Genomic DNA, 20,035 nt, shown 5'->3' with positions numbered 1-20,035 from the left:
CCGGTTGAGTGAAGGGCATGTTAGAACCAGGGAAGAGAGCGATGAAAGGTTCAGATCACAGAATGGGAGAGAAGTTCAAAAAAATCCCCAAGCGACGCTTGGGGATTTTTGTATAAGAGACAGCCCGCAGGTGGCATTGGTCTCAAACCAGCATGGCTGGTGTATCAGGCATAAACCGGGAAACGACGGCAGATATCCAGCACCTTTTCGCGGGTGTTGGCCAGCACTTCGTCGTTGTCATGGTTGTCCAGCACGTCACAGATCCAGTTGGTCAGATGGATGGACTCTGCTTCCTTGAAACCGCGGCGGGTGATGGCCGGGGTACCGATCCGCACACCTGAGGTGACGAACGGGGAACGCGGGTCGTTCGGCACCGAGTTCTTGTTGACTGTGATGTTGGCTTTGCCAAGAGCGGCATCGGCTTCTTTACCGGTCAGCTCACGGCCGATCAGATCAACCAGCATGAGATGGTTGTCGGTACCGCCGGAGACAATTTTGTAACCGCGCTCAATGAAGGTCGCCGCCATGGCTTTGGCGTTTTTGACGACTTGAGCCTGATAGGTCTTGAACTCGGGCTCCAGCGCCTCTTTGAATGCCACGGCTTTACCGGCGATGACATGCATCAGCGGGCCGCCCTGGCCGCCCGGGAAGACGGCTGAGTTCAGCTTCTTGTACAGATCTTCGTCGTCAGCGGCGGAGAGGATCAGACCACCACGGGGACCGGCCAGGGTCTTGTGGGTAGTGGAGGTAACCACGTGGGCGTGGGGCACCGGGTTCGGATAGACGCCAGCGGCAATCAGACCGGCTACGTGAGCCATGTCGACGAACAGCCAGGCACCAATCTTGTCGGCGATTTCACGCATGCGGGCCCAGTCGACGATACCTGAGTAGGCGGAGAAGCCACCTATCATCATCTTCGGCTTGTGCTCGACGGCCAGACGCTCCATCTCGTCATAGTCAATCTTGCCGGACTCATCGATACCGTAAGGAATGATGTTGTACAGCTTGCCGGAGAAGTTGACGGGGGAGCCGTGGGTCAGGTGACCACCATGGGCCAGGTTCATGCCCAGCACTGTGTCACCCGGCTGCAGCAGAGCCATGTAAACGGCGCTGTTGGCCTGGGAGCCGGAGTGCGGCTGCACGTTGGCGTAAGTGGCACCAAACAGTTCCTTGGCGCGCTCGATGGCCAGGGTTTCGACCACGTCGACGTACTCGCAACCACCGTAGTAGCGCTTGGCCGGATAGCCTTCAGCGTACTTGTTGGTCAGCTGGGAGCCCTGGGCTTCCATGACGCGGGGGCTGGTGTAGTTCTCAGACGCGATCAGCTCGATGTGCTCTTCCTGACGACGGGTCTCGTCTGTGATGGCCTGCCACAATTGCGGATCATAATTGGCGATGGTCATGTCACGTTTCAACATCCGTTTCTCTCCTGAAAATCGTTTGCGCGTTAGGTGAAGTGGGCCCGCGCATTGTAACGTGAGCTGGATCAAAGAGACAGTCCAACCACCCAAAAAAATGTTTATAAAATGTAAAATGTGTCGCGAATTTCGAAGTCAGTGCAGGCTCTCCCCTTAGCCATAGCGCTGGCATTCGTGCTGACAATAGTGCTGGCGAATAATCCTCCCTCTGTCCATCCGTCCCCGATACCAATCACACCATAGCCCTGCCAGTAAACAGAAACCGGGACAACAAACAGCCAAAACCAGAGCCGGATCATGGATATAGCCGTTACTAACAGATAACATCTTTACACGGCACAGCGGTTGCACCGCCAATAGATGGAGGCAAAACATGCCGGGCAAGACCCTCGCCACGCTCCCGATGGATCTCGATTTGCACCTTCCCCTGGCACTGAGCTTTCGCCAGCCAGCCTGCCGACCGAACGCTGGCAGCAAGAATTTCCACTCGACATACCTGTTCCAGGACGGGTCAAGCCTCTCTCATCCTTCCTTGCATCACCTCAACACGGAGGTACACCATGATGGATAACCTGATGCTTTTTCTGATCATATCGGTATTCGCTGTTTTCTATTGGGTCTACTATACCGGCAGTCGCAAAAGCCCTTTCACCACCCAGTGGGAGACATTGCCCACCAAAGAGCAGTATCTGGCGGCGCATCCGGAGGCCATCGATGGCGATATCATCTTCTGCATTCACTGCGGCCATCATCAGCAACTGGATGTCGGCCTGCTGCACCAGACCGATTTTCGCCGCCAGCATATCTGCACCCGTTGCAAGAAGGCGATCTACCGCGAAGAGATCTGATATCTGATTCATCACCTTGAGATCCGCCAGCTCGCCGGGGCCGATTACGCCTAGGGATCCTCGACCAGGCTCAGAGCCAGCGACCCGGCTTCCACATCTTCGTGGGCTCCAAAGCGCACCGGCACGAAATAGCCGATAGGCTGCCTCAGTTCGAGACCCGCCCCCTCTGAGTTGCCATCAATACGCCCTGAAAACGTCGCCATCGGCGGCGTTTTTTCTGGCTTGTTCGCCGAATTGTCACCTATGGGTTAACTTTTCTGCCAAAGCCGTTAGAATCGGGCTCACTCTGTTTCCCGCTTGCCATCCACGGAGGAAAAATGCAGGAATTTCTGGCCACTAGCGAACGTCGGGCCGAACTTTACTGGTGGTTCGCCACCTTGTTTAGCGCCGAGCTCAGCGATGAACAGATCGCCGAATACGACAGCTACGATGTGCGAAGCTTCCTGAAGAGCCTCTCCACGCTGGATCCCATGCGCCCGGCCGTCGCCGAGCTCAATGAGGCCATCGCCCGCCTGCTGGTGCGTGACGAGCGCGCCACTGCCCTGGCAGCCGACTTCAAGGGACTGTTTCTGGCCGATACGGCCGTTCAACCTTATGAATCCGCCCATCTGGATGCCTCATCCCTCGGCCGCATGCAGCAACGACTGGTGCGCCTTGCCATCGATGTCAGTGCCAAATACCCGCAGCCGGTCGATCACCTCGGGATCGAACTGGATCTGATGGGCAACCTCATCATACGCGCCGCCGAAGCCCCCAGTGCCGATCAGCGTGAACAGTGGCTAGGCGAGCAGGAAGCCTTGCTGCATGGCCATCTGCTGGCCTGGTTCCCCCATTTCGAAGCCGCTTGCCGCGCCGCTGACCCCTTTGGTTTCTACGGCGCCAGTGCTCGCTTGCTGGGTGTATTCCTCACCATGGATGCCAATTACCTCAGCCTGGTCAAACCGGCATCCTTCGCCGACTAAGCCGATGAAAACCGCCCTGCTACTGATCGCCTGCTGGCTGCTGACCCTGATCCCGCAGGATCAGGGTCTGACGCCGCTCTTCAGTTTGCTGTTCAATCCGGACAGAGATCTGTATGGCACGGCCCAGCTCACCGGTTTCGGCGGCATACTCCTGACCCTCTATCTCGCCAACCTGGGGGTGGAGGTGGTGCTGCGCCGCCGTTTTCAGATAGCCGGCATGCTGACCCTGCTGGTCGCCTGGATAGGCTTTATCAATGCCAGCGGCAGCGAAGCCCACTGGCTCTTGCTACTTGCCCTCTCCCTGCCCTTTCATGTGCTCGGCCTGCTGGTGCTGGCGCGCGGCATTCAGGCATTCGGCCGTCAGAAAGGCTGAAAAACCACCAAAAGTATTACAAATCATGACAGCCGGATCCCCGCATTCCCCGTCCCAGCAAGGTCGGCGTGGTGGGGGCCGGTAACATCTGCTTACATTCAGCTCCCATTCAGTTTTGTTGCAACCGTTATAGTGCGGCTCCTTTTTACCAACCGACACAGGAGCAACAGCATGCCTCCACAGGATGCGCGCATCACGGGTCTCGATCTGTTGCGAGGGCTTGTCATCTTCATGGCCGTCTTCGAGCACTACACCGGCTATCTCAACTACTGGTACATCGACTTTTTCAACCGTGAACATGCCCTCTGGGACAGCTTCTATCTGTCACACAAGGCGATGGCCGGCCACCTGCTGCCCATGGATAACACCACGGCACAGGTCTCGGCCTGGCTTATCCCCTGGGTGAGCCAGATCTACCTGGCCCTGGCGGCCTTCAACCTGAGCCGTCGCAGCCAGGAGCGTTTCAGACCACAACTGGGCGGCAAGCTGGTGCTGTTTGCCAGCATAATACTGATGCTCTATGTCGAAGGGCTGGTCATAGCCCCCAACTTCGGCGAGGCCATCTCCTTCTATCCTGTCATGCTGTGGATGTGCCTGCTGGCACTCTTCTCTCTGGTTTACGCCTGGTTCGGCATCCGGGGCATGCTGGTACTGACAGTGCTCAGCCTGCTGCTGGATCAATTCGGCGTGCAGACCCTGCTTGGCAATATCGACAGCTGGATGAAGCTGCACGTACACCCCGACTATGAGCTGGATGCCCGCCTTGATCTCTTCATGGCCAGCGGCTGCTTCGGTTTCCTGTACGGCTGGTGCTGGCATCAGCGCCCCCAGTGGCGGGATCGCCTCAATGGCCTGGTACTCACCCTCTCCCTCATCGCCCTCGTTATCTATCTTGCGTTTGGCGAGAGCAGTTCGGTCGAACTCAGTGACATCTACGCCAACGAGCACGAGCTGGCGCTGGACATGACGGGACGCGCCGGGATCTGGGGCATGGAGTTTCTGGTGATCGGGGCCGTACTCTGGTTGCATCAGCGCAACATCAACCTGTGCTGGCGACCGCTCAACTGGATCGGCATGTATTCGCTGACCGTCTTCATCTTCCACAAGAGTATCTTCGTGCACCTGTGGGGCCCCTTGCTGCTGTGGTGGACTGCCCGCCAAGGCACCATTCTGCCCAACAGCTTCGGCCTTATCATGCTGCTCAGTGCCACCAGCGTGCTACTCATCTATGCCTTCCAGCGCTCCGGCATCATCTGCCACCTGATGGGCATGCATCAGGACAGAGACTGGGTGCGGCTCTATGGCAAGTAGTCGCTGGCTGCTGCTGACCCTGCCACTCGCGCTGCCCTTGTCGGCCAAGGAGCAGGATAACCTGTGGCAGGTGGGCGGCCAGTGGCAACTCGACAGCAATCAGGCCGGGGTCAAGGCTGACGCCAGCGCCCACTTCTGGCTCGCCTATGAGCGAGAAACCATGGTCGGCCTGATCTTTGCCGATGGGCAGAGCGCCGGGCTGGCCTTGCCGCTCTACAAGCAGAGCTTCCTCGCGCTGGGGGTCAGTCCCATGCAGGTGGTGGATCGCACCCGTTTCAGTGCGCTCTGGCGCCTCGGCTGGCAACTGGACGAGGATCATCAGCTGAGCCTGGGTCAGCTCTATGATGTGACCGGTCGCTATGGCCATATCTGGTATATGGAACACAGCCTGCCACTGCCGGCAGCCCTCTCCCTCAATCTCTGGCTGACGCGAGGCAGCCAGGCTCACATGGCGGCCTATGGTGCCAGCGAGGGGTGGCGGGATTGGGGCGTCACGCTGGAACGCAGCTGGGGCTGGCAACAGTGGCGACTGGGCACAGAAGTGGGCGCCAAACAGTGGCTCATCAAGGATCGCGATTGGCAACCCGTGGTGAACCTGACCCTGAGCTATCGCTTCAGCTGGTAACCATCACTTCAGCCGGCAACACGACCAGATAGGGGGCAAATGCAGCCCTCTCTCTTCCCTCCAAAGCGCTTCATGCCATACTGACAACACCTTAAGTGACAAGAAAGTCAATTCAGGAGCCGTCATGCAGGAAGAGACATCCGAATCCATGCCAGATCCGCCAACGAAGGGTCAACTGAATCCAAACGAGCTGCAACAGCTGTTTGAGCTGGCGCCGTTCGGCATAGGCGTGTTCGACCGCTACTTTCGCTGCCGCAGCGTCAACCAGACGCTGGCCGATATCAACGGCCTCTCCCGGGAAGATCACTACGGCAAATACCTGCGTGACATAGTGCCGACGCTGGCCCCTGTGCTGGAACCCCTGTTTCAACAGATCATCAGCAGCGGCATTCCCCAGGTGGAATTGAGCCTGAGCGGCCAGACGGAGGCCCATCAGGGCCAGCAACGACGCTGGCAGGCAATCTACAGCCCCATGCTGGATGAACAGGGCACCCCTGACGGCATACTGACCATAGTGCGGGATGTCACCGAGCAGTATGAAGTGCAGCAACGGCTGCAACTGGCCATGAGTGCGGGCCAGATTGGTGTCTGGGAGTGGCATGTGGCCGAAGACAGGTTGCAATTTGATGGCCAGGTCGAACGCCTGCTCGGCACGGCCGCCAACCAGTTTCAGGGGGGAATGGATAACTTCATCAAGCGCTTCGATCCCGTGTCGGGGGAGCAGCTCAGAACCGCCCTCAACGGCACGGCCCCCCTTCACCTGACTTTGAGCTACCTGGGGCCCAACCAGATGCGGGGCTGGGTCGATCTCCATGCCGATCATGTGGCCGCCACCGACACTCAGGGACGCCGCATCATGGGGGTGATCCACGATGCAACCGATCGCTGCAATCAGGAAGACAAGCTGCGCCAGGCCAATGTGGTCTTCGACACCACGGCAGAAGGCATCATCATCATGGATGGGCAGCGCCAGATCATTTCGGTCAACCCGGCCTTCTGCAACATGACCCAGTACGAACCGGACGAGATAGTGGGCAAGTCACCGGAGGCCATCATGCATCCCCGTCGCCATACCGACATTGACTACCCCTGGCACACCCTGCTGCCCGGCAGCCACGCCTGGCACGGGGAGATGATGTGTCTGCGCAAGGATGGCGACTACTTCACCTCCTGGCAGCATGTCAGCGCCGTCTATGACAGCCGCCACAACACGGCCCACTATGTGATCACCTTCTCCGACATCAGCGCCATTCGCAAGGCAGAGGCGCAGCTCAATCACCTCGCCTATCACGATCCTCTGACCGAACTTGGCAACCGCAACCTGTTGCAGGAGCGGCTCGAACTGGAAATCAAGACGGCCCAGCTCAATCGGCAGCAACTCGCCCTGCTGTTCATCGACCTCGACGGTTTCAAACTGATCAATGACAACCTGGGCCACAGGGCGGGGGATCAACTGCTCAAGCTGATGGCCGGGCGCATCCGCCAAAGCCTGCGTCACAACGATGTGGCTATTCGGCTAGGTGGAGATGAATTCCTGGTGCTGATCCCCTATTTCGAACAACAGGATGAGCTGGCACAGCTCGCCGAACAGCTGCTGGCACGTCTGCGCGAGCCGGTCGAACTGGAACACGAGCAGGTCGCCATCTCCGCCAGCATCGGCATAGCCCTCTACCCTGAGCACGCCCGGAGCCCGGACGCCCTGGTCAGTGCCGCCGACAACGCCATGTACGAAGCCAAAAGCCAGGGCCGTAACGGCTATCTGTTTTACAGTCCCGACATGGCCGAACAGACACGGGAACGGATGAGCATGGAGCAGGGGCTGCTCAAGGCCATTGATCAGCATCAGCTCTGCATCCTGTATCAACCCATGACAGATTTGGCCAATAACCGCCTGAGCGGGCTGGAAGCCCTGTTGCGCTGGCAACATCCCAGCGAAGGCATGATAGCGCCAGCCCGCTTCATACCGGTGGCAGAGGAGTGTGGTTTGATAGAGCAGATTGGGGAGTGGGTAATGCGCACCGCCTGTCAGCAGGGACAGGCATGGCTGGCGGCCGGGCTTGCCGTGCCACGGCTCTCGGTCAATGTGTCGGTAAGGGAGATGCACGCCATTGGCTATGTGGAGCGGGTCGCGGCCATCCTGGCGGAGACCGGCTTCCCGGCGGAGCGGCTGGAGATAGAGGTGACGGAAAGCATCATACAGCGAGTCGACCATAGCTTGCAGCTGTTCACCCGCCTCAAGGCGCTGGGGGTGCAGATTGCCATCGATGACTTCGGCACCGGCTTCTCATCCCTGAGCTTGCTCAAAAGCCTGCCCATCGATCGCATCAAGATAGATCAAACCTTTGTGCAGGCTCTGCCCGATGACAAGCACAGTCGGGAGCTGTGCCGTACCATCATCAACCTGGCCGACAGCCTGGGCATGGCTGTCACCGCCGAGGGGATCGAGACCCAGGCCCAGCGCCAGTTTCTGCAATCCCTGCACTGTCAGGAGGGACAGGGCTACCTGTTCAGCCACCCCTTGACCGAACCCCATCTGGCAGCCCAGCTGCCCCCCCGCAAGGGAGTCTGGTGTTGAAGCCGGCAAGTACTGCAAGAATCGCTCAATGATCGAAAATACGGCTCACTCACTGAACGTCAACCTGGCATCCCACCCCTCGCTCTGGCCCTGGAGCGAGTCTGCCATCAGTGCATCCTTCGGGTAGCGCGGTTTTGGCTGCCCTAGGGTAACTGTCACGGGGGGTTTGCGCGCCAGAAATGCATTGCCCATCTGATCGGCAATACGCTCTCGCACTGCTGGCGAGCCGCTCTGATCGCGCGTCACGGGGAACTCTTTGGGTTGGGGAGCAGCCAGTGCGGCTTCATCGGCAAGCGTAGAGGCATCGGACTGCCAGAGGGCGGTGCAAAGGAGCAGGGACAACATGGCTATCTCCATCGATAAAACCGATGTTTTTACTCAATCGCCGATGAATTGTCACGAATGGCACTGTAAGCAGATGTTTCCATCTATCCAAAAGTCTAATTGCCCTCGTACGCCAAAGGTATAAGTTGTTACTTAATCATTACAAGAATGTATTCAAAGGAGTGACAGATGAGCGAGAGCAAGGTCTACCCGGTCAAAGCCCACATCAGCAACAGCGCCCTGCTGGACAAGGCAGGTTACGAGGCCATGTACCGAGCCTCCGTGCAGGATCCGGATGCCTTCTGGGGTGAACAGGGAAAAATCATCGACTGGATGAAGCCCTATACCAAGGTCAAGAACACCTCGTACGACCCGGGGCATGTCTCCATCAAGTGGTATGAGGATGGCCTGCTCAACGTCTCGGCCAACTGCCTGGATCGCCATCTGGCACAGCGCGGTGACAAGGTTGCAATCATCTGGGAAGGGGACAACCCGGCAGAGGATCGCAAGCTGACCTACCGCGAGCTGCACACAGAGGTGTGCAAGTTTTCCAACGTATTGAAAGCACAGGGTGTGCATCGGGGTGATGTGGTCTGCCTCTACATGCCCATGGTGCCGGAGGCGGCCATCGCCATGCTGGCCTGTACCCGCATAGGTGCCGTGCACAGCATCGTCTTCGGCGGCTTCTCGCCGGAGGCCCTGGCCGGTCGCATCATTGACTCAGGCTCCTCCATCGTTATCACGGCCGACGAGGGACTGCGTGGCGGCCGCCCTGTCCCGCTCAAGAAGAACGTGGATGAAGCGCTCACCAACCCGGATACCCGGGTCAGCAAGGTGATAGTGCTCAAGCGCACCGGCGGCAACGTTGCCTGGCACAACCACAGGGACATCTGGTGGCATGAGGCAACTGCCGCCGCCAGCAGCGACTGCCCACCCGAGGCAATGAACGCCGAAGATCCCCTGTTCGTCCTCTACACCTCCGGCTCCACCGGCAAGCCCAAGGGAGTGTTGCACACCACTGGCGGCTATCTGGTCTACGCCACCCTCACCTTCAAGTACGTGTTCGACTACCACGAGGAGGACATCTACTGGTGTACAGCCGACGTGGGTTGGGTTACGGGCCACTCCTATCTGGTCTACGGGCCGCTCGCCAACGGCGCCACCACCATCATGTTCGAAGGGGTGCCCAACTACCCGGCCACCAACCGCATGAGCCAGGTGGTGGACAAGCACCAAGTCACCATCCTCTACACGGCCCCGACGGCGATCCGCGCCCTCATGGCCAAGGGCCGTGATGCGGTAGAGGGCACTTCCCGCCAGAGCCTGCGCATCATGGGTTCAGTGGGCGAGCCCATCAACCCGGAAGCCTGGGAGTGGTACTACCGCACCATAGGCGAGGAACGCTGCCCCATCGTCGATACCTGGTGGCAGACCGAGACCGGCGGCATCCTCATCAGCCCGCTGCCCGGCGTCACCGATCTCAAGCCAGGCTCGGCCACCCGTCCCTTCTTCGGGGTACAGCCGGCGCTGGTGGACAACATGGGTGAACCGCTGGAGGGTGCCACAGAGGGCAACCTGGTGATCACCGACTCCTGGCCGGGTCAGATGCGCACCGTGTTTGGCGATCATGAGCGCTTCGAGCAGACCTACTTCTCCACCTTCCCGGGTCGTTACTTCACCGGCGACGGCGCCCGTCGCGACGAAGATGGTTACTACTGGATCACGGGACGGGTGGATGATGTACTCAACGTCTCCGGCCATCGCATGGGTACCGCCGAAATAGAGTCGGCGCTGGTCGCCCATCCCAAGATCGCCGAGGCGGCGGTGGTGGGAGTGCCCCACGAGATCAAGGGTCAGGGCATCTACGCCTATGTCACCCTGATCGCCGGAGAAGAGCCTAGCCGCGAGCTGCACAAAGAAGTGAAGGAGTGGGTACGCAAGGAGATCGGTGCTATCGCCACCCCGGATGTGATCCACTGGGCGGAAGGCTTGCCCAAGACACGCTCCGGCAAGATCATGCGCCGTATCCTGCGCAAGATTGCGACAGGCGAGACCGACAGTCTGGGGGATATCTCCACCCTGGCGGATCCGGGTGTGGTGGACAAGCTCATTCGCGAGAAGTCCGAAGCGGCCTGATCCCGCCCCTTCTCAGCCTCCAAAGCCGGCCCTGTGCCGGCTTTGTCGTCTCTGCTACTGAGCAATTTAACACTTCACTAGGTAGTGCAAAAAACAGACAGATGTAGAGATTAGACCAGTAAAATGCTGCTAATTTTCACGAAATCAATATAATTGCGAAATCTGTGTGCCAGTGCACACCGAATTGCGCAGAAAATGGCTAGATTTCTGGTAGTCCACAAGATAGCTGGTAGATAGCAGCATTATCATCGAGGATGTACTCAATATGTCGCAAAATCACCGTATTCTCCTGCTCAACGGGCCAAACCTGAACCTGCTGGGCAAACGGGAACCGGGCATCTACGGCAGCAAGACGCTCGATGAGATCGTCGCCGATCTGAAGCACAGCGCCAGCGAACTCGGCGTCACACTGGAACACCTGCAATCCAACGCCGAACATGAGTTGGTCAGCCGTATCCACCAGGCCATGGGCCAGGTGGATTATATCATCATCAATCCAGCCGCCTTCACCCACACCAGTGTCGCCATCCGCGATGCGCTGCTGGGTGTCGCCATCCCCTTTATCGAGGTGCACCTGTCAAACGTCCATGCCAGGGAGCCTTTCCGTCATCACTCCTATCTGTCTGATGTCGCTAAAGGAGTAATCTGCGGGCTGGGTGCAGATGGCTACCAATTCGCTTTAACCGCGGCCGTGCATCAGTTGCGCGCGGCTTGATAATCACTGATCAGATAAAGAAGAAAGAGAATGCTAATGGATATCCGCAAAATCAAGAAGCTGATTGAACTGGTTGAAGAGTCCGGCATTGCCGAACTGGAGATCTCCGAAGGTGAAGAGTCCGTTCGCATCAGCCGCAACTTCTCCGGTCAGGTGACCACAGCCATGCCGCAGATGATGATGCAGCCGGCCATGGCCCCTGCCGCCGCACCGGCAGCCGCCGCCGTCGCACCGACCGCTGATGCGGCCACCCCGAGTGGTCACCTGATGCGCTCCCCCATGGTTGGCTCCTTCTATCGCTCCTCCAGCCCGGAAGCCAAGCCGTTCGCGGAAGTCGGTCAGCACGTCAATGTCGGCGATACCCTGTGCATCGTCGAAGCCATGAAAATGATGAACCAAATCGAGTCTGACAAGACCGGCGTGATCAAAGCGATCCTGGTTGAAAATGGTCAGGCCGTCGAATTTGACGAGCCGCTGTTCATCATCGAATAAGGGAAGTTGCCACCCATGTTGGACAAAGTAGTCATCGCCAACCGCGGTGAAATTGCCCTGCGGATCCTGCGCGCTTGCAAAGAGCTCGGGATCAAGACAGTGGCCGTTCACTCCACCGCCGATCGGGAGCTCAAACATGTGCTCCTGGCCGACGAAACCATCTGCATCGGCAAGCCTGCCAGCGGTGAATCCTACCTCAATGTGCCGGCGATCATAGCCGCTGCCGAGGTCACGGGTGCCGTTGCCATCCACCCGGGTTACGGCTTCCTCTCGGAGAACGCCGATTTCGCCGAAGTGGTCGAAAAATCCGGCTTCATCTTCATCGGCCCGCGCGCCGAGACCATTCGCCTGATGGGTGACAAGGTCTCCGCCATCGAGGCGATGAAAAAAGCGGGCGTACCTTGCGTGCCTGGCTCTGACGGCCCGGTCGACAGCGATGCCAAGCACAACGCCGCCATCGCCAAGCGCATCGGTTACCCGGTGATCATCAAGGCCGCTGGTGGCGGTGGTGGTCGCGGCATGCGCGTGGTGCGCAATGAAGCCGAGCTGGCTGCCGCCATCGCCCTGACCAAATCCGAAGCAGGCCAGTTCTTCAAGAACGACATGGTCTACATGGAGAAGTACCTGGAGAACCCGCGCCATATCGAAATTCAGATATTGGCAGACGGCCAGGGCAACGCCCTCTATCTGGGCGAGCGTGACTGCTCCATGCAGCGTCGCCACCAGAAAGTGGTCGAAGAGGCGCCGGCACCGGGCATCACCGAAGAGATGCGCAAGTTCATCGGCGAGCGCTGCGTGCGCGCCTGCATCGAGATCGGCTACCGCGGTGCGGGGACCTTCGAGTTCCTGTACGAAAACGGCGAGTTCTATTTCATCGAGATGAACACCCGTATCCAGGTTGAGCATCCGGTCACCGAGATGGTCACCAGCGTGGACCTGATCAAGGAGCAACTGCGCATCGCCGCCGGTCAGCCCCTGTCGATCACCCAGCAGGACATCCGCATCCGTGGCCATGCCATCGAATGCCGGATCAACGCCGAAGACCCGGCTACTTTCATGCCGTCTCCCGGCCTGATCCAGCGCTTCCATGCGCCGGGTGGTCTGGGCGTACGTTGGGATTCCCACATCTACGCCGGTTACAAGGTACCGCCTTACTACGACTCCATGATCGGCAAGCTGATCTGTTACGGCGAGAACCGTGACGTCGCCATCGCGCGCATGCGTCAGGCGCTGGACGAGCTGGTGGTAGAAGGGATCAAGACCAACGTCTCCCTGCAAAAAGAGATCATGAAAGACGAAAACTTCCAGCACGGTGGTACCAATATCCACTACCTGCACAAGAAGCTGGGTCTGTAAGGATCCAAACTTCCGATAGAAGTCAGCTCCGCAAGGAGCCTCTGTTGAAAAAGGGCCATGGCGACATGGCCCTTTTTTGTTATTCTTGCGCCCCTCAAAATTGTCGGAGGCCAAGGTGAATCGTTTCGCGCTCGCTCGTCGGGAAGCAGCCCTCTGCCTGCTGCTGACCCTGCTCTATTTCTTTGCCTGGTATGGCACTGCGTATTTCATCCCGGAAGAGATCGAATACTGGGACATGCCACTCTGGTTCCTGCTCAGCTGCATGGTGATGCCGCTGCTGTTCATTGCGTTGTGCGGCCTGATGGTGGATCGCCTGTTTGTGGATATTCCCCTCGACACACCTCCCCCCAGTGCCAAGGAGCCTCCCCATGAATCTTGAGTTGATGCTGCCCCTGGTCATCTATCTGGTGCTGGTGCTGGGAATAGGTTTCTGGGCCAGTCGCCATCGCGCCGGCGGCGACTTCGTGCAGGAGTACTTCATCGGCAACCGCAGCATGGGCGGTCTGGTGCTGGCCATGACGCTGGTGGCTACCTATACCTCGGCGTCGTCCTTCATCGGCGGACCGGGTGCCGCCTACAAGATTGGCCTTGGCTGGGTACTGCTGGCAATGATCCAGCTGCCCACCGTCTGGCTTACCCTGGGGGTGCTCGGCAAGAAGTTCGCCATCATTGCCCGCCGGGTCAATGCGGTGACCATCAATGACATGCTGTGGGCCCGCTACCAGAGCAAGGCAGTTGTCATTCTCGGATCCGTTACTATCATCCTCGCCTTTATCGCCACCATGGTGGTGCAGTTCATCGGCGGGGCTCGCCTGCTGGAGACGGCCACCGGCCTCTCCTACCAGCAGGGTTTGATGCTGTTTGCCAGTTGCGTGCTGCTCTACACAGTGATCGGCGGCTTTCGCGCCGTGGTAATGACCGACGCCCTGCAGGGGATCATCATGCTGATCGGCACCGGCGCTTTGCTGGCAGGGATCCTGATTGCCGGGGATGGATTGCCCAACCTCATCCACCAGCTCAAGGTGATCGATCCCAAGCTGGTGAGCCCGACGGGGGCTGGCGACATGCTGACCCAACCCTTCATGCTGAGCTTCTGGATCCTGGTCTGTGTCGGAGTGGTGGGGCTGCCCCACTCGGCCCTGCGCTGCTTCGGCTATCGGGACAGCAAGGCGCTCCATCGCGGCATCCTTATCGGCACAGTGGTCAGTGCCCTGCTGATGTTCGGCATGCACCTGGCCGGTGCCCTGGGCCGCGCCATCCTGCCCGGCATGGACAGCCCGGACAAGATCATGCCCTCCCTGATGATGGAAGTGCTGCCGCCCTGGCTGGCCGGGGTGTTTCTGGCGGCACCGATGGCGGCCATCATGTCCACCATCGACTCCCAGCTGATCCAGGCCTCCGCCACCCTGGTGAAGGATCTCTACCTCAACTACCTCAATCCCAAGCAGGAGAAGCTGGAGGTGCGCATTCCTCGCCTCTCCCTGCTCTGCACCCTGATCCTGGGCACGCTCGTATTGCTGGCGGCGCTGCAGCCCCCTGAGATGATCATCTGGCTCAACCTGCTCGCCTTCGGTGGCCTGCAGGCCGTGTTCCTGTGGCCGCTGGTACTCGGCCTTTACTGGTCAAGGGCCAACGGGCCGGGCGCCCTGGCCAGCATGGTATCCGGCATCGTCTGCTATGGCGTACTGAGCCAGTGGGGGATAAAACTGGCCGGACTGCATGCCATAGTACCGAGTCTGGGGCTGGGGCTGGTTGCCTTTGTGCTGGTCAGCCTGCTGACTCCGCCTCCCAGTCAGGGGGTTCGGCGATTATTCGAACAGCAGTAACAAAGAGATTAATAAAGGGTTCCAAAACTATCCCCAAATAGGTGTTTTACGGGTAAACTGTGCGCCAAGTCACAAAACTCAGCACCTTTATGCCAGTACAGAACGCCAGACAGACCCTGATCCAGGCCCTGCAACGACTCGGTTACGCCCTGTTGTTGCCGGTCTCCATACTGCCACTGGCTGCGCTGCTCTACCGGCTCGGCCAACCGGATGTACTGGATCAGGCTGTGCTCTCCCTCACGGGGCGCGCCCTGTTCAGCCAGATGCCGCTCATCTACGCGGTGGCCATCGCCTTCGGTCTGAGCCGACAAGGAGAGGGCACCCAGGCACTGGCCGGGGCGGTCAACTTTCTGCTGCTGAGCTCGGCGTTGGGCACCCTGGCCCCCGGCCTGCATGCAGACATGATCTGCGGCCTGCTGGCGGGGCTCACCACCGCCATCATCTACCCCTGGGTGAAACGGCGCACCATGCCTGGCTGGCTGCAGATGGCGCAGGGGGATTTCGCCTGCCTGTGCACCTCGGCGATCGCCTGCCTGTTGCTGGCGTTTCCCCTCTCCCTGTTCTGGCCGCTGCTGGAGCAAGGCATCACGCTGCTGGCCTCGGAACTGCTCACCACCCCACTGGGCGCCTTCTGTTACGGCACCCTCAACCGGCTGCTGATCCCCCTTGGCCTGCATCAGGTGCTGGGCAGTCTCATCGGCCTTGGCGAGAGCAACCTGCAGGCGCTGGCCACCGCCCAGCCGCTGCATGAAGGCTATGTAGCCGGTCTCTATCCCATCATCATGTTCGGCCTGCCGGGCGCCTGCTTTGCCATCTGGCTGCACCGCCAGCGCATGCAGCGACTGCCGCAGGGTGGACTGCTGCTCACCCTGGCGCTCACCTCTGCACTATTGGGGATCACTGAGCCCATCGAGTTCCTGTTCGCCTTCACCGCCCCCTGGCTGTTTCTGGCCCATGCCCTGCTGACCGGTTTGTCGCTGGCCATCTGCAGCGGGCTTGGCATCCAGGTGGGCAGCTACTTCTCCGCCGGTCTGCTGGATCTGGTGCTGAGCTATCAGTCCGGCGAACACAGTTTCTGGCTCATTCCGGTCGGCATCCTCTTCTTCGTCGCCTACACACTGCTCTTCTATCAACTGCTGGAACGAGCACCTCTGAGCCTGCCGAGCAAGCCCATCGCCAATGAGCACCCACGGTTGGCCAGTGTAGCCCCCTCGGATCCCCAGATGCTGGCCATCCAGTACCTCAAGGCGCTGGGGGGCATGGACAATCTGCAAGCCATGAGCGTCTGCCTGACTCGCCTCAGTCTGCGGGTGTGCGACATAGCTCTGGTGGATCAGTCCCGTCTGCCGGGGCTGGGTTGCCTCTCCTGGATCCAGCTCAACGACCATCAACTGGTACTGGTTCTGGGCCCCAACGCCAGCCTGATCGAGGGGCAGATCCGCATGCTGGCGGAGCGTCAGTCAGTACCGCTCGGCCTCAAACCCAATCAGGAGTCTGCCAGCCCAGGCAACTGGTAGGCTCAGGCGAACGGCAGCCGCTCGGCGACGAAGTCCATCAGCGAGCGCAAGGCAGGCGCCAGATGTTCCCGGCTCGGATAGATGAGATAGAAGGGATTGGGCGGTATGGGGTGATCCGGCAGCAATTTCTGCAACCGCCCCGTCGCCAGATCCTCCTGACAGACATGGTGTGGCAACAGGGCAATCCCGCCTTCGTGCAATGCCAGCTCCCGCAGCGCCAGCAAGCTGTTGCTGATGCAGGCCCCTTGCGGCCGCCAGCCCCCCTCCTGCAGTGGCCATACAGGCAATGCCGAGTGCACCAGACAGGGATGAAGCCCCAACTCAGACAACTGCTGCGGCGCACCATGAGCCGCCAGATAACCGGGAGCCGCCACCAGATGGCGCGGCACCTGACCAATGCGCCGGCAGATGAGGCTGGAATCTTTCAGCGGTGCCGCCCGCAGCGCCAGATCATAACCCTCCCCCACCAGATCCAGCTGATCGTCGCAGAGGGTCAACTCCAGCACCACCTCAGGATAGAGGGCACGAAAGTCGGCCAGGATCCTGCCAAGCAGCAGGGTGCCGGTCGCCTCTGGCGCCGTGATCCTTACCCGACCGGCGGGGGCGGCGCGCAGCCGCGCCATCGCCAGATTGGCTCTGCGGGCCAGCGCCAGCAGCGCCTGGCATTGCTCCACGTAGATCTCACCCTGCGGGGTCAGGCTGAGCCTGCGGGTGGTACGCTGCAGCAGTCGCACCCCGAGCTGGGTTTCGAGCCGCGAGATCTTCTGGCTCACCGAGGACTTGGGCATGCCAAGCACCTCGGCGGCACCGGTAAAACTGCCCTGCTCCACCACGGTAGCGAACAGCCCCATCAACTCCAGATCGACATTGTTCATATATTCAAACAGTCTTTACCAATTACCCATCTTAATAAGAATAATTAACCAGACTAGAGTAGCTGGCAATCCCAATCCATCCGATTTGAAAGGAACTGCCATGAAAGCCATTGCCCTGACTCACTACCTGCCCAGCGATCACCTCGACTGCTTTATCACTGCCACCCTGCCCGATCCGATCCCGGGCCCGCGGGATCTGCTGGTGAAAGTGACAGCCACCTCCATCAATCCTGTGGATACCAAGGTGCGCGCCCCCAAGGCCAAGATTGAAGCCAGCCCCCGTGTACTGGGCTGGGATGCAGTCGGTGAGGTCGTTGCCGTCGGCAGCGAAGTGAGCCTGTTCAAGGCGGGCGACAGAGTCTGGTATGCCGGCGACATCAGCCGCCCGGGCAGCAACAGCGCCCTGCAACTGGTGGATGAGCGCATCGCCGCTCTCGCCCCCACCAGTCTGACCGACCTGGAAGCCGCCGCCCTGCCGCTCACCGCCATCACCGCCTGGGAGACACTGTTCGAGCGCATCGGCCTTCGCCGCGAGAGCACAGGCAAGCTGCTGATCATTGGCGGGGCAGGTGGGGTAGGCTCCATCGCCATTCAGCTGGCTCGCCAGCTCACCAATATGGAAGTGATTGCCACTGCATCCCGACCAGAAAGCCGTGAATGGTGTCTGGAAATGGGCGCCCATCAGGTGGTAAGCCATCACAAGCTGCAGGAAGAGCTCACCGCTCTGGGCATCACCCAGCTCGATGCCATCTTCTGCACCAATGCTACCGAGCAGCACTGGGATGCCATGGCCAGCCTCATTCGCCCGTTTGGCCACATCTGCACCATCGCCGAATCCAGCGAGCCCTGGGATCTCTCCCTGCTCAAGAGCAAGAGCGCCACCTTCAGTCAGGAATTCATGTTTACCCGATCCCTGTTCCAGACCCCTGACATGATCGAGCAACACAAGCTGCTTGGCCAGGTTGCCTCCCTCATCGACCAAGGGGTGCTCAAGAGCACACTCACCCGCACCCTGTCCGAGCTGACCCCGGTCACCCTGGCCCAGGCCCATGCCGAGGTGGAAGCCGGCCGCATGGTGGGCAAGCTGGTGATCGACATGAGCAGATTTGAAAACTAATCCCTTATAGGTAAAAACTGCACCATCATGGGGTGATTTCACCAGTGACAGGCCCCAACAGTGCACAGTTCATATCAGGCACCAGACAGTCACCACGCAGCATCACCATAAAAACGACATAAAAAAGGGGCCATCCCGCCGGGATGGCCCTAAATACCTGAACGTTGGGGTAACAATCACACACATATCCTTAAGCAGGACATACCCATCTTTGCATCTTGTGTGCCAACGCCCCACGTCCCCCTGTTCCATCCCCTCACGCCTGTCATCCGCACTTGTTTTCCCCAGCCAGCACTAATGCCGAAAAAAAAAGCCACCCTAAGGTGGCTGAAAAAAGATGACGGAACTTTCCTAGAGCAAAGCATTCAGCGGGAACAGGTTGCTTCCCGTCACCCAATGAGGAATACATTAACCGTGCCAACTCGGCAGAGTTCACTTCCTGCGCCATGCAGACATGGGCAAACCACGACAGCACAGGCCCATGATGATAGAATCTCGCGGTTTCACATTTATGAAGAGTCGACGCCATGCCCTGGATACAAATTCGAATCAACGCCACTGCCAAGACGGCAGACAAGGTGAGCAACATGCTGCTGGGGCGTGGAGCCCAGGCCGTGACCTTTATGGATGCCCAGGATGTCCCCGTCTACGAGCCGCTGCCCGGTGAAACCCCGCTCTGGGGCGAGACCGAAGTGATGGGCTTGTTCGATGCCGAAACCGATCCGGCGCCCACCATCGCCTTCTTCCAGCAGATCTTCGGGGAAGACGTGGGCTACAAGGTCGAGCAGCTGGAAGACAAGGACTGGGTGCGCGAGTGGATGGATCACTTCCACCCCATGCAGTTTGGCGAACGGCTCTGGATCTGCCCAAGCTGGCGCGATGTGCCAAACCCCGATGCGGTCAACGTCATGCTGGATCCGGGTCTGGCATTTGGTACCGGTACTCATCCCACCACGGCGCTCTGCCTGCAGTGGCTGGACGGGCTGGATCTGACCGGCAAAACCGTGGTCGACTTTGGTTGTGGCTCCGGCATCCTCGGCATTGCCGCCCTGAAACTGGGCGCCGCCCGCGTCATCGGCATCGACATAGACCCGCAGGCCATTCAGGCCAGCCATGACAACGCGGAGCGCAACGGCGTCGCCGGCCAGATCGAACTCTATCTGCCGGCGGATCAGCCGCAAGACGTAGAAGCAGACGTGGTGGTGGCCAACATACTGGCCGGCCCGCTGCGCGAGCTGGCACCGCTCATCGCCGGCCACGGCAAGCCGGGCAGCCTGATGGCGCTCTCCGGTGTGCTGGAGAGCCAGGCCCCGGAGCTGGAAACCATTTACGGCCAGTGGTTCGACATGGACCCGACTGCGGTGAAGGAAGAGTGGTGCCGCCTCTCCGGCCGCAAGCACGGCTGATGGCAACCACCTCATACAACAAGGGCACCGATGGGCTGTCTCTTATACAAAAATCCCCAAGCGTCGCTTGGGGATTTTTTTGAACTTCTCTCCCATTCTGTGATCTGAACCTTTCATCGCTCTCTTCCCTGGTTCTAACATGCCCTTCACTCAACCGGC

18 protein-coding genes and 1 pseudogene are annotated in these 20,035 nt (G+C 59.5%); 16 read left to right on the top strand and 3 right to left on the bottom strand.

All coding sequences use genetic code 11. The annotated features are described in order from the left end of the window. Positions 1-164 precede the first annotated feature (164 nt). A complete protein-coding gene (gene glyA, locus GWQ31_RS21355; RefSeq protein ID WP_005317611.1) occupies positions 165-1,418 on the bottom strand; it encodes a serine hydroxymethyltransferase in 1,254 nt (417 codons plus the stop codon). Between the two features lie 560 nt (positions 1,419-1,978). Between glyA and GWQ31_RS21350 the strand changes: the two genes are divergently transcribed. The 7 genes and pseudogenes from GWQ31_RS21350 to GWQ31_RS21320 all read left to right on the top strand — a co-directional run bounded on the left by GWQ31_RS21350 (position 1,979) and on the right by GWQ31_RS21320 (position 8,112). Beyond that, positions 1,979-2,266 carry a hypothetical protein gene (locus tag GWQ31_RS21350; RefSeq protein ID WP_021138124.1) on the top strand — a complete coding sequence of 96 codons (288 nt, stop codon included), beginning with the start codon at positions 1,979-1,981 and terminating at the stop codon, positions 2,264-2,266. Positions 2,267-2,310: 44 nt separating this feature from the next. After that, positions 2,311-2,436 (top strand): annotated as a pseudogene (locus GWQ31_RS21345) (ADP-ribosylglycohydrolase); the annotation flags it as partial. 147 nt (positions 2,437-2,583) lie between these two features. Further along, positions 2,584-3,228, top strand: a complete 645-nt coding sequence (gene torD / locus GWQ31_RS21340; RefSeq protein WP_271774341.1) for a molecular chaperone TorD — start codon at positions 2,584-2,586, stop codon at positions 3,226-3,228. Positions 3,229-3,232: 4 nt separating this feature from the next. Continuing rightward, on the top strand, positions 3,233-3,601 hold the full coding sequence (locus GWQ31_RS21335) for a hypothetical protein (RefSeq protein WP_059168121.1): 369 nt from the start codon (positions 3,233-3,235) through the stop codon (positions 3,599-3,601). 171 nt (positions 3,602-3,772) lie between these two features. Next, positions 3,773-4,912, top strand: a complete 1,140-nt coding sequence (locus GWQ31_RS21330; RefSeq protein WP_021138121.1) for a hypothetical protein — start codon at positions 3,773-3,775, stop codon at positions 4,910-4,912. Then, positions 4,902-5,537: a hypothetical protein gene (locus tag GWQ31_RS21325; protein ID WP_005317632.1), complete on the top strand. Its 636-nt coding sequence runs from the start codon at positions 4,902-4,904 to the stop codon at positions 5,535-5,537. The genes GWQ31_RS21330 and GWQ31_RS21325 overlap by 11 nt, the downstream gene beginning before the upstream one ends. 124 nt (positions 5,538-5,661) lie before the next feature. Further along, entirely contained in the window at positions 5,662-8,112 is a 2,451-nt protein-coding gene (locus GWQ31_RS21320) for an EAL domain-containing protein (RefSeq protein WP_275910224.1), read from the top strand. Positions 8,113-8,157: 45 nt separating this feature from the next. Here the strand turns inward: GWQ31_RS21320 and GWQ31_RS21315 are convergent, their stop codons facing one another. Next, entirely contained in the window at positions 8,158-8,457 is a 300-nt protein-coding gene (locus GWQ31_RS21315; protein WP_005317639.1) for a hypothetical protein, read from the bottom strand. Between the two features lie 168 nt (positions 8,458-8,625). On the opposite strand from GWQ31_RS21315, the gene acs reads away from it, so the two are divergent. The 7 genes from acs to GWQ31_RS21280 all read left to right on the top strand — a co-directional run bounded on the left by acs (position 8,626) and on the right by GWQ31_RS21280 (position 16,478). Continuing rightward, a complete protein-coding gene (gene acs / locus GWQ31_RS21310) occupies positions 8,626-10,572 on the top strand; it encodes an acetate--CoA ligase (protein ID WP_275910223.1) in 1,947 nt (648 codons plus the stop codon). Positions 10,573-10,837: 265 nt separating this feature from the next. Continuing rightward, positions 10,838-11,287 (top strand): type II 3-dehydroquinate dehydratase, encoded by a 450-nt coding sequence (gene aroQ / locus GWQ31_RS21305; RefSeq protein WP_219597695.1) that lies wholly within the window; start codon positions 10,838-10,840, stop codon positions 11,285-11,287. Between the two features lie 36 nt (positions 11,288-11,323). Next, positions 11,324-11,779 (top strand): acetyl-CoA carboxylase biotin carboxyl carrier protein, encoded by a 456-nt coding sequence (gene accB, locus GWQ31_RS21300; RefSeq protein WP_034283807.1) that lies wholly within the window; start codon positions 11,324-11,326, stop codon positions 11,777-11,779. Between the two features lie 15 nt (positions 11,780-11,794). Then, complete coding sequence (gene accC, locus GWQ31_RS21295) at positions 11,795-13,135, top strand: acetyl-CoA carboxylase biotin carboxylase subunit (RefSeq protein ID WP_005317655.1); 1,341 nt, start codon at positions 11,795-11,797, stop codon at positions 13,133-13,135. A 115-nt stretch (positions 13,136-13,250) separates the two neighbouring features. Further along, the gene (locus tag GWQ31_RS21290) at positions 13,251-13,514 is read left to right on the top strand and encodes a YhdT family protein (RefSeq protein ID WP_275910222.1); all 264 of its coding nucleotides are present in this window, start codon (positions 13,251-13,253) and stop codon (positions 13,512-13,514) included. Continuing rightward, entirely contained in the window at positions 13,504-14,961 is a 1,458-nt protein-coding gene (panF, locus tag GWQ31_RS21285) for a sodium/pantothenate symporter (RefSeq protein WP_275910221.1), read from the top strand. The genes GWQ31_RS21290 and panF overlap by 11 nt, the downstream gene beginning before the upstream one ends. 89 nt (positions 14,962-15,050) lie before the next feature. Then, on the top strand, positions 15,051-16,478 hold the full coding sequence (locus tag GWQ31_RS21280) for a PTS transporter subunit EIIC (RefSeq protein WP_017412957.1): 1,428 nt from the start codon (positions 15,051-15,053) through the stop codon (positions 16,476-16,478). Positions 16,479-16,480: 2 nt separating this feature from the next. Here GWQ31_RS21280 and GWQ31_RS21275 read toward each other — a convergent pair whose 3' ends face one another. Beyond that, entirely contained in the window at positions 16,481-17,353 is an 873-nt protein-coding gene (locus GWQ31_RS21275; RefSeq protein ID WP_275910220.1) for a LysR family transcriptional regulator, read from the bottom strand. A 100-nt stretch (positions 17,354-17,453) separates the two neighbouring features. On the opposite strand from GWQ31_RS21275, the gene GWQ31_RS21270 reads away from it, so the two are divergent. Both GWQ31_RS21270 and prmA read left to right on the top strand, forming a co-directional pair. Next, positions 17,454-18,470, top strand: a complete 1,017-nt coding sequence (locus tag GWQ31_RS21270) for a zinc-binding alcohol dehydrogenase family protein (RefSeq protein WP_275910219.1) — start codon at positions 17,454-17,456, stop codon at positions 18,468-18,470. A gap of 527 nt (positions 18,471-18,997) precedes the next feature. Further along, positions 18,998-19,876, top strand: coding sequence for a 50S ribosomal protein L11 methyltransferase (gene prmA, locus GWQ31_RS21265; protein ID WP_021138108.1), 879 nt, complete (start codon positions 18,998-19,000; stop codon positions 19,874-19,876). The last annotated feature ends 159 nt before the right edge of the window (positions 19,877-20,035 follow it).

Origin of the sequence: Aeromonas sp. 2MA4, from assembly GCF_029237305.1 — a bacterium.
Lineage (GTDB): Bacteria > Pseudomonadota > Gammaproteobacteria > Enterobacterales > Aeromonadaceae > Aeromonas > Aeromonas salmonicida.
This window is presented reverse-complemented; position numbering and strand designations above follow the sequence as displayed.

Bases quoted from the DNA above. Each gene is read 5' to 3' on its own strand.
- glyA (WP_005317611.1), bottom strand. From the start codon at position 1,418: ATGTTGAAACGTGACATGACCATCGCCAATTATGATCCGCAATTGTGG.
- GWQ31_RS21350 (WP_021138124.1), top strand. From the start codon at position 1,979: ATGATGGATAACCTGATGCTTTTTCTGATCATATCGGTATTCGCTGTT.
- torD (WP_271774341.1), top strand. From the start codon at position 2,584: ATGCAGGAATTTCTGGCCACTAGCGAACGTCGGGCCGAACTTTACTGG.
- GWQ31_RS21335 (WP_059168121.1), top strand. From the start codon at position 3,233: ATGAAAACCGCCCTGCTACTGATCGCCTGCTGGCTGCTGACCCTGATC.
- GWQ31_RS21330 (WP_021138121.1), top strand. From the start codon at position 3,773: ATGCCTCCACAGGATGCGCGCATCACGGGTCTCGATCTGTTGCGAGGG.
- GWQ31_RS21325 (WP_005317632.1), top strand. From the start codon at position 4,902: ATGGCAAGTAGTCGCTGGCTGCTGCTGACCCTGCCACTCGCGCTGCCC.
- GWQ31_RS21320 (WP_275910224.1), top strand. From the start codon at position 5,662: ATGCAGGAAGAGACATCCGAATCCATGCCAGATCCGCCAACGAAGGGT.
- GWQ31_RS21315 (WP_005317639.1), bottom strand. From the start codon at position 8,457: ATGTTGTCCCTGCTCCTTTGCACCGCCCTCTGGCAGTCCGATGCCTCT.
- acs (WP_275910223.1), top strand. From the start codon at position 8,626: ATGAGCGAGAGCAAGGTCTACCCGGTCAAAGCCCACATCAGCAACAGC.
- aroQ (WP_219597695.1), top strand. From the start codon at position 10,838: ATGTCGCAAAATCACCGTATTCTCCTGCTCAACGGGCCAAACCTGAAC.
- accB (WP_034283807.1), top strand. From the start codon at position 11,324: ATGGATATCCGCAAAATCAAGAAGCTGATTGAACTGGTTGAAGAGTCC.
- accC (WP_005317655.1), top strand. From the start codon at position 11,795: ATGTTGGACAAAGTAGTCATCGCCAACCGCGGTGAAATTGCCCTGCGG.
- panF (WP_275910221.1), top strand. From the start codon at position 13,504: ATGAATCTTGAGTTGATGCTGCCCCTGGTCATCTATCTGGTGCTGGTG.
- GWQ31_RS21280 (WP_017412957.1), top strand. From the start codon at position 15,051: ATGCCAGTACAGAACGCCAGACAGACCCTGATCCAGGCCCTGCAACGA.
- GWQ31_RS21275 (WP_275910220.1), bottom strand. From the start codon at position 17,353: ATGAACAATGTCGATCTGGAGTTGATGGGGCTGTTCGCTACCGTGGTG.
- GWQ31_RS21270 (WP_275910219.1), top strand. From the start codon at position 17,454: ATGAAAGCCATTGCCCTGACTCACTACCTGCCCAGCGATCACCTCGAC.
- prmA (WP_021138108.1), top strand. From the start codon at position 18,998: ATGCCCTGGATACAAATTCGAATCAACGCCACTGCCAAGACGGCAGAC.